Genomic DNA, 648 nt, shown 5'->3' with positions numbered 1-648 from the left:
ATTAATATCACAATATCCCGTTGGGATAAAATGGAGCGGAAGACGGGATTCGAACCCGCGACCCCCACCTTGGCAAGGTGATGTTCTACCACTGAACTACTTCCGCAAGTAAAAATGTAATGTACAGCCAGAATACAGCATCAGATAACCCAAAAACTGTATTGTTATTTATTCAGTAAAACTCCAAACAGTATAACCCGCAGTTTAATCTAAAGCATACTGTTCATTATGACAAAAGTAATTATATCAAGGTTTTGATAAAAGTCAATACCGTTTAACAATTAATTATGTTAATCTCTTTGAATCATTGAAGCAAGGCTAACCTCATCAGAAAGCGCGCTTTAAACACCTATACCTTAACTGCTGCAATCAGTAACAGTTTTTACTGATCCAAACAAAAAATAACAGTTCCATAACGCGCGGAAACTGCTTCAGATCAACGTATTTAGATAAGCTTCCAAGCGGGCTCGAACCGCTGACCTCTTCCTTACCATGGAAGTGCTCTACCTGCTGAGCTATGGAAGCAATGGCTCCGCAGGTAGGACTCGAACCTACGACCGATCGGTTAACAGCCGATAGCTCTACCACTGAGCTACTGCGGAATATTATAAGCTTCATAAACAAAAACATGGTAGATAAAATAAAAAA

At 39.7% G+C, this 648-nt stretch carries 3 tRNA genes; all 3 read right to left on the bottom strand.

Annotated elements, in window-relative coordinates:
* Positions 1–31: 31 nt before the first annotated feature.
* A tRNA-Gly gene (locus K3G25_RS20585) sits at positions 32–106 on the bottom strand.
* 346 nt (positions 107–452) lie between these two features.
* Positions 453–525 (bottom strand) — tRNA-Thr (locus K3G25_RS20580).
* Between the two features lie 2 nt (positions 526–527).
* A tRNA-Asn gene (locus K3G25_RS20575) sits at positions 528–602 on the bottom strand.
* Positions 603–648: the final 46 nt, after the last annotated feature.

The sequence above is a fragment of the Bacillus sp. FCW2 genome (genome assembly GCF_021228595.1).
In the GTDB taxonomy this organism is placed as follows: domain Bacteria; phylum Bacillota; class Bacilli; order Bacillales; family Bacillaceae; genus Bacillus; species Bacillus velezensis.
The sequence above is the reverse complement of the archived record's forward strand: the minus strand, read 5'-3'. Positions and strand labels throughout refer to the sequence as shown.